The sequence below is a fragment of the Dyella sp. genome (assembly GCF_035508675.1).
Taxonomy (GTDB): Bacteria; Pseudomonadota; Gammaproteobacteria; order Xanthomonadales; family Rhodanobacteraceae; genus Dyella_B.
Genome location: NZ_DATJMN010000146.1, coordinates 1 through 7,437, shown reverse-complemented (window position 1 = coordinate 7,437; position 7,437 = coordinate 1). Strand labels below are relative to the sequence as shown.

The following is a 7,437-nucleotide window of genomic DNA, read 5'->3' as shown; positions in this document are numbered from 1 at the left end:
GTCGCTGGTCTATCTGGCATGTGCGCCGCTGCTGCTGCTCAATCTCAAGTTTTTACGGGTCGCGGCCATCCTGGGCTTCATCGCCTACTGCAGCGGGCTCACCCTGGTCGTGGTGCGCGCCGCCGTGCCTTTCATCTACGACTCGGTGATGGATTACGAGCTTGGTTCCAAATACAAATCGGGCGTACGCATCGATTTTGCCGTGTTCTCGATCTTCTGGTACTTGCTGCCGCTCATGCTGGCGGGCCTGGTGCGCAAACCCTATAGCCAGCGCCTCAAGGACAGCACGGCGGTTTACCTGGTGATGCTGCTGCCGTTCTTCCTGCTTGGATGGGGCAACTTCTCCAATCGTTACCTGCTTTCGGCCTACCTGGCGATCTCGCTGATGGTAGCTGCCATTTTCTTCCATAGCCGCGTGTCGATCCTTCGCAATCCCATTCTGCTGCGCGCAGGCCTGTTCGTGTCTTGCGCGGTCTTCTATTACTACGTATCCAACCAGGTACTCGTATGATTGCCTCGCTGCGGGAATGTGAGCACCTGTCCACCGCTACGGAGCAAAGAATCCAGATCAATACCTCGCCCAACGATGCTGCATGGGACTTCTCGCCACTGGCCGGCCATGCACAGGATCCTGTATCGATCGACCTGGTATCGATCGCGGACATTCTCCGCAACGGCTTCGTCTACGAGCCGCATACCATCTATAAAGATGTAAAAATCGCCGCGACCGGCTTCGACCCGTCGCACGACATGTTCGACCAGCCACGTTTCCACTATTTGTTCCAGCCCGCGCTGGGCCCGGCGCGACCGCCGCTCGATGCGGTGCATGGCGACCAGCTACTCGAGACATACCACCGCTTGCTCTGCGATGCCGTCGCACGCTCCACCACCGGCATGCGTGCGCCATGGCTGCTGCAGAGCGGCGGCAAGGACTCCACCTCGATGGCGATTGCCATGGCCGACGTGCGTCCGGATACCATCTGCATCACGTACCTCGGCGGCAACGAGGAGAACGAGGTGGCCTCGGCACGTTTCGTCGCGCGCAAACTGGGGCTTCGCCATGAAACCCTGATTTGCGACCCCGGCCGAGCCTACGATCGCTACCTGGCGATGCTCCCGCGCATGCCCTTGCTCACGGCCGATTTCGCGACCTTGTCATACGTGGATCTGGCTACCGAAATACGCCTGCAGCAAGGCGACGGCCTGATCGATGCGTTGGGATCGGACCAATATTTTGGCGTGCCACTGCACTGGCAGGACCGTGTACTTGCCCTGCTCGCCCGCAACTTGCAGGTACCGCAGCAACTGTTCCAATCGCGCCTGGTCAGCCGACACTTCAAACTTTGCGTCGTACTGGCCACCTTGGGAATGAGCCGGTTTGAACGCTATTTCCCCGGCTCGCGCTTCAGCGATGCGGAAGCGGATGCGTTGCTGGGCTGCCCCGTCGCACAGCAGTCTCGCCGGCGCGTGGAAGTCTTTCAGGCCGATCTCGACGCAGCGGGCTCCGCCGAAGCCATACGCCGGCTTTCGCTGGTGATCGGCGAGTCCGCGCATCTGGCCAAGGGCATGTATTCGGCGGCAGCGATGTCGCTGCGGCTCGCGTATCCGTATGCCGATCCGCGATTCCGTGACTGGGTTTTCACGGATGTTCCAGACGAACTGCTGATCGGCCCGGGCGGCCTAAACAAGGTATTGATGCGCCGATACATCGACCAATATTTCCACGACTTGCCGTATGTGAAGGCCAAAGGCTGTTTCCGCTTCGACTTGCGTGGTCTGGCGCGGCAACGTTTCGAACAGGTCTACGATTTTGCGCAACAGATGCAAGCACTGTTACCGGGTGCACCGCATTGGCTGGAAAGCCACCGCGATCGCCTGGACAATAAGTTCTTCGCCTCAAAGTTCTATCTGCTGGCCATGACCCTGCCGTGGCTGCACAGCCGCATGCGGCGCGCATCCGCCATCGACACATCCCCCGGCGCAGAAGTCGTGGCGCCATGAGCCGTAGCGCCATGAGATCGAGCATGACCTCGCAAAAGCGGACGCATGCTTTGGGCCGGGCGCGGATTCAGATCAACGCCTCGCCCTACCTGAGCGCCGTGGACTATTCACCACTCGACGAGCTTGAGCCGGACAATGCAGGTCTGGACCTGGTATCGATTGCCGATCTGTTGCGCAACAGCTTCGTGTATCCGCCCCATTCCATCTATCAGAACGTGAAGGTCGCCTTTTCGGGCTTCGATTCCTCGACGGATCTGCACGACCGGCCGATCTTCCATTTTCCGTTCCGCGCCACGCATGCCAGATCGCAATCGCCTTACGGCGAAGCGGACGATGCAGCGCTGACGCAGACCTACCACCGCTTGTTATGCGATGCGGTGAAGCGCTCCCTCGCCGGCCTGCGCGTGCCGTGGCTGATGCAAAGCGGCGGCAAGGATTCCACCTCGATGGCGATTGCCATCGCCGAGGTGCGCCCCGATACCGCCTGCCTTACTTATCTTGGCGGTACGGAAGAAAACGAAGTGGCGTCGGCGCGTTTCGTGGCCCGCAAACTGGGTTTGCGGCACGAGGTGCTGGTGTGCGATCCAGGCCGGGCCTACGACCGCTACCTGGCCATGCTGCCGCGCATGCCGCTGCTGACCGCCGACTTCGCCGCCTTGTCCTATGCCGACCTCGCCACCGAGGTGCGCCGGCTCGGTGGCGACGGCATCGTTGATGCACTGGGTTCGGATCACTATTTCGGCGGCCCGCTGCACAGCAAGGATTACGCACTGGCGATGCTTTCGCGCAGCTTGCGGCTGCCTTCCAGCGTGTTCCGCTGGCCCTTGATCAGGCAAAACTTCAAGCTCTGCTTTGCGCTCACCACCTTGCAGATGAGCAAGTTCGAGCGCTTCTTCCCCGGCTCGCGTTTCACCGACGTGGAAGTGGACGAGTTGTACGGCTGGAATATGTCGGCCCGCTCGCGGCAGCGGATGGAAACGTTCCGCGCCGAACTCGCCGCGGCCGGCTCGACCGAGATCCAACGCATCATCGGTTTCACTCTGCTTGAAGCGCCAGCCATGGGCAAGGGCATGTATGCGGCCAAGGCGATGTCGCTGCGCGTGGTGTATCCGTATTGCAACGCGGAACTGCGCGACTGGATTCTTCATCGCGTACCCGGCGATCGAGTAAGCGGCCCGGGCGGCGTGAACAAACTGCTGATCCGCCGGCACATTGCCGAGCACTTCAGCGAGCTGCCGTACGTGAAGACCAAAGGCTCGTTCCGATTCGATCTGCGTGGGCTGGCCAGGCAGCGTTTCGACCAGGTCTACGCCTTCGCACAGCAAACGCGCGCCATCCTGCCCGGCGCACCACGTTGGCTGGAAATTCATCGGAACCTGCTGGACAACAAGTTTTTTGCTTCCAAGTTCTATCTGCTCGCCGTCACGTTGCCGTGGTTGCTCAGCCGCATGCAGCTGCACGCGCCACCGCCAAGTCGCGAGGCGGCCAAGGAAACATGATGCACACCGTTACACACGAACGCGTCTTCACTACACGCCGCGTTGCTCTACCCATCTTGTTGCTGGCGTTATCCCTCATTGGACTTTACACGTGGAGCCTTCCCGGCCGCGCCTGGGCAGCACATCACGCAAGCAACGTCGTGGTCAACGTCCGCGACAAAGGCGCCAAGGGCGACGGCGTGCACGATGACACCACGGCGATCCAGTCTGCCATCGACAGCCTGCCAGCACGCGGCGGCACGGTGGTGGTGCCGCCCGGCACGTACATGATCGACGCGATGAACTCGATCGTCCTGCGTTCCAACATGGCGTTGCAGCTTGCCAACGACGCCACCATCAAGGCCCTTCCGAACAGCTCGCCACGCTCGTACATGATCAAGGTGTGGCACGTCGACAACGTGAGTATCACCGGCGGAAACATCGTGGGAGAACGCCAGGGGCACACCGGCAAAGGCGGCGAATGGGGCTACGGCATCAATATCCAGGGGTCCAACCACGTGCATGTTTCCAACGTGCACATTTCCGACTGCTGGGGCGACGGCATGTGGATCGGCGCGCTTGGCTGGGCTCCGCATGACATACCCTCCACCGACGTGGTGGTCGAAAACATCGTTTCCACCCATAACCGGCGCCAAGGGCTTTCGATCGGCCCGGTCAATGGCGTCACCATCAGCAACTCCACCTTCAGCAACACCCAGGGCACCATGCCGCAATCAGGCATCGACATCGAGCCGCAGACACAGGGTCATGCCAGCAACATCACTATCGACCACTGCACCATGGTCGACAACCGCGGCAGCGGCCTGGAAGTTCACAGCAACGTCAGCAACGTTACGGTGAAGAACTGCAGCTTCACCAACAATTACGGTTATGGCGTACTGACCGTCGATGCACCGACCCAAGTGACCATCATCAACAACACCGTCATCGGCAATGGCCTGGCCGGACTCTCCATTGCCGGCAAGAGCAGCTATGTGCGGGCCACCGGCAATACGCTCGGCAACAACAGCGCGCGCTATCCGATGAAGGCGGATTCGCCGCAAGCCAGCAACACCCACTTCATACAGGGGCGGCAACTGGAGGTGAAAGACTCCGCCAGCCAGGTCACGGCGTCAGGCAATACGTATGCGCCGCAGACGGAGTGGCAGCACTGAGGGCCGTCAATCGGGAGTCGTCAATCGTCCATCGTGAATCGTCAAAAGCGACCGCTCGCACGATTCGCGATTGACGTCTCATAAGCAACAAACTCGTCACTGTACGCATGCGCGAAGCAAACGTAGCCTGCACGATTCGTGCACGCCGCAACACGCAACCTTGCTCATCAAGAAGCCATGAGGAAGAACCGTCGATATGCATGAGACGAGCCACACGCCAGAACCGTCGGCGACGACCACCGCCGGCCAGCTGGACGAGCGACGCCCTATGCGTGACGCCCAAATAGAAGGCACGGCACCGGTGAGTGTGGTGGTGCCATGCTACCGCTGCTCACACATCATCGAGTACACGGTCGCCTCGGTAGCCGCGCAAATGGTGCGTCCGGGCGAAGTATTGCTGGTGGAAGACGGCAGCGGCGATGGCACGCTGGAAGAATTGCATCGCGTCGCTGGCATGTATCCGCCGGGCTGGGTGAAGGTGGTCGCCATGCCGCGCAACAGCGGCCCCTCGGCCGCGCGCAATCGCGGCTGGCAGCATGCCGGCCAGCCATGGATAGCCTTTCTTGACGCTGACGATAGCTGGCATCCGCAAAAGCTGAAACTGCAACTGGAGGCCTTGGCCCAGGAACCGCAGGCGGCGTTGATCGCCCACGACATGAACGTGCAGACGCGTTCCACGCCACCGCCCGCGCTGAATTACCCGCTGTCGGTGACGCAGGTGACGGCCTATCGCTTGTTCATGCTGCGCACTCAATTTCCCACCGCGTCGGTCATGCTGCGGCGCGACCTGCCTTTCCGCTTCGATGAAACACGCCGGCTCGCGGAAGACTTTCTGCTATGGGCTCAGATTCTGTTGTCCGGCCACCGCTGCATAAGAGTCAATCAGGTGCTCGCCTCGTACCACAAGCCGCCGTATGGCGCGAGTGGACTTAGCGCCGACCTCGTCGCGATGAACAAGGCCGTCGTGGAAGTGCGTAGGGAACTGCATAAACAAGGTCTGCTCAGTTGGCCGCTGTGGCGCGTTGCCGATGCCATGGGCGTGCTGCGCTATCTGCGCCGTTGGGTGATCACCCTCAAGCGCCGTCGCGACGATGCGGTACTTGCTCCGGCGGATTAATGCAGTAATCGGGAATCATGAATGCGCAAATTGTAAATCGGGAATCGTAAAAGCAATAGCCCGCCCGCGCATTTCCCGCTCTTCACGATTCACGCCCCTAAAGATTGACGATTTACGCCATTACGGAATCATCCGATGAAACTTATCTTCTTTGCCAATACCGATTGGTATCTCTATAACTTCTGTGTTTCTACCGCAGTGCGATTGCGCAAGGACGGGCATGAAGTCGTGATGCTTTCTCCGTCGGGCCCGTTTGGCGAGCGGTTCGCCACGCATGGGTTCCGTTGGATCCAGCTCTCGATGGATCGCGCCAGTCTCAATCCGCTGCGTGAAGCGGCAACCCTTGGCCGGCTGGTTGCCATATTGAGGAAGGAGCAACCCGATCTGTTGCACAACTACACCATGAAGTGTGTGGTGTACGGTGCGCTGACGGCACGCCTTGCGCGCGTGCCGGCGGTGGTCAATGCGGTGGCCGGCATGGGCTATGTCTTTACCAGCGACGCACTCAAGGCCCGCATGTTACGCCCGCTGGTGAAATCGCTGATGCGCATGACCTTGAACGATCATCGCTCGCTGCTCATTCTGCAGAACCCAGACGACGTGATGTCGTTTACTGATGCCGGATTGATCCAGCCGGAGCGGATTCGCCTGATTCGCGGCACCGGCGTCGACACCATGATGTTCCAGCCAGCCGCGCCGCCGCTGCATCCCGACGGCCGCCTGCGCGTGCTGCTTGCGGCACGCCTGCTGTGGGAAAAAGGCATCCGTGAATTTGCCGAGGCGGCAGCACTGCTGCGTCGATGGGGCCACGATGTGGAATGCCTCCTCGCCGGCTCGCCGGACCCGGGCAACCCGCATTCCGTTCCGCAAGAGCAAGTACAGCAATGGGTGGATGCTGGCCTCATTCGCTGGCTGGGCCACGTCGACGACATGCCCGGTCTGCTCAACACCGTGCAGGTGATGGTGCTGCCGAGCTATTACCGCGAAGGCGTGCCGAAATCGCTGCTTGAAGGCGCTGCATGCGGACTGGCACTGATCACCACCGATCGGCCGGGGTGCCGCGAGGTGGTGAGCAAGGACGGTGTCGATGGACTGCATGTTGAAGCGCAAAACGCCATGTCCCTGGCCAAGTGCATCGCACGCCTGGATAACGATCGCGCCTTGCTGACGCAGCTCGGCCAACGTTCCCGGCAGAAAGTGCTGCGGGAGTTCGACGAGCGTGCCGTCATTCAGAAAACCATGGATGTGTATGGTGAATTGATGACGCCGTACATGAATGCTTCGGCATCGCGTTCCGCTTCGTAAGAGAACACGCGCAGGCTGGGATGAAATCCCAGTCTGCGAAGCCTAAGCCAAAGCACCAGACGCTTTCCGTACAGGCACGTGATGAAAAAACTCCCGCTCGCCCACGCTTCGTTTACGTCCGCGCGACGAGCTCGCGGGCCTAATGGAAGCTGTCGTTTGGCTGTCTGTCCAATGCACACGCTCCAAGGCAACGAAACGTCGCATGACGTGGACATACCGTTGATGGAGTCATCACATCGTCGCTTCGGGACAGTGGGGCGGCGTTTTTTCAGACCTAACCAGGAATCAAGGGATGAAGGTGCTCGTTTGCGGCGGGGCTGGGTACATTGGTTCGCACATGGTGCGCTGTTTACTCGCCCAT

6 protein-coding genes are annotated in these 7,437 nt (G+C 60.5%); all 6 read left to right on the top strand.

The window, feature by feature from the left end; all coding sequences use genetic code 11:
• Nucleotides 1-511, top strand: a 511-nt coding sequence (locus VMA74_RS08145) for a hypothetical protein (RefSeq protein WP_325366137.1), incomplete at its 5' end; no start/stop codon positions are given.
• Complete coding sequence (locus tag VMA74_RS08140) at nt 508-2,001, top strand: asparagine synthase-related protein (RefSeq protein ID WP_325366136.1); 1,494 nt, start codon at nt 508-510, stop codon at nt 1,999-2,001. The genes VMA74_RS08145 and VMA74_RS08140, both read left to right, overlap by 4 nt.
• Nucleotides 2,002-2,024: 23 nt before the next feature.
• Nucleotides 2,025-3,500 carry an asparagine synthase-related protein gene (locus VMA74_RS08135; RefSeq protein ID WP_325366135.1) on the top strand — a complete coding sequence of 492 codons (1,476 nt, stop codon included), beginning with the start codon at nt 2,025-2,027 and terminating at the stop codon, nt 3,498-3,500.
• Nucleotides 3,500-4,654, top strand: a complete 1,155-nt coding sequence (locus tag VMA74_RS08130; RefSeq protein WP_325366134.1) for a right-handed parallel beta-helix repeat-containing protein — start codon at nt 3,500-3,502, stop codon at nt 4,652-4,654. Before VMA74_RS08135 ends, VMA74_RS08130 begins: the two co-directional genes overlap by 1 nt.
• Nucleotides 4,655-4,850: 196 nt before the next feature.
• Entirely contained in the window at nt 4,851-5,771 is a 921-nt protein-coding gene (locus VMA74_RS08125; RefSeq protein WP_325366133.1) for a glycosyltransferase family 2 protein, read from the top strand.
• A 135-nt stretch (nt 5,772-5,906) separates the two neighbouring features.
• On the top strand, nt 5,907-7,076 hold the full coding sequence (locus tag VMA74_RS08120) for a glycosyltransferase family 4 protein (protein WP_325366132.1): 1,170 nt from the start codon (nt 5,907-5,909) through the stop codon (nt 7,074-7,076).
• Nucleotides 7,077-7,437: the final 361 nt, after the last annotated feature.

Excerpts from the sequence above, each read along its gene's own strand:
- VMA74_RS08140 (WP_325366136.1), top strand. The coding sequence starts at position 508 with ATGATTGCCTCGCTGCGGGAATGTGAGCACCTGTCCACCGCTACGGAG.
- VMA74_RS08135 (WP_325366135.1), top strand. The coding sequence starts at position 2,025 with ATGACCTCGCAAAAGCGGACGCATGCTTTGGGCCGGGCGCGGATTCAG.
- VMA74_RS08130 (WP_325366134.1), top strand. The coding sequence starts at position 3,500 with ATGCACACCGTTACACACGAACGCGTCTTCACTACACGCCGCGTTGCT.
- VMA74_RS08125 (WP_325366133.1), top strand. The coding sequence starts at position 4,851 with ATGCATGAGACGAGCCACACGCCAGAACCGTCGGCGACGACCACCGCC.
- VMA74_RS08120 (WP_325366132.1), top strand. The coding sequence starts at position 5,907 with ATGAAACTTATCTTCTTTGCCAATACCGATTGGTATCTCTATAACTTC.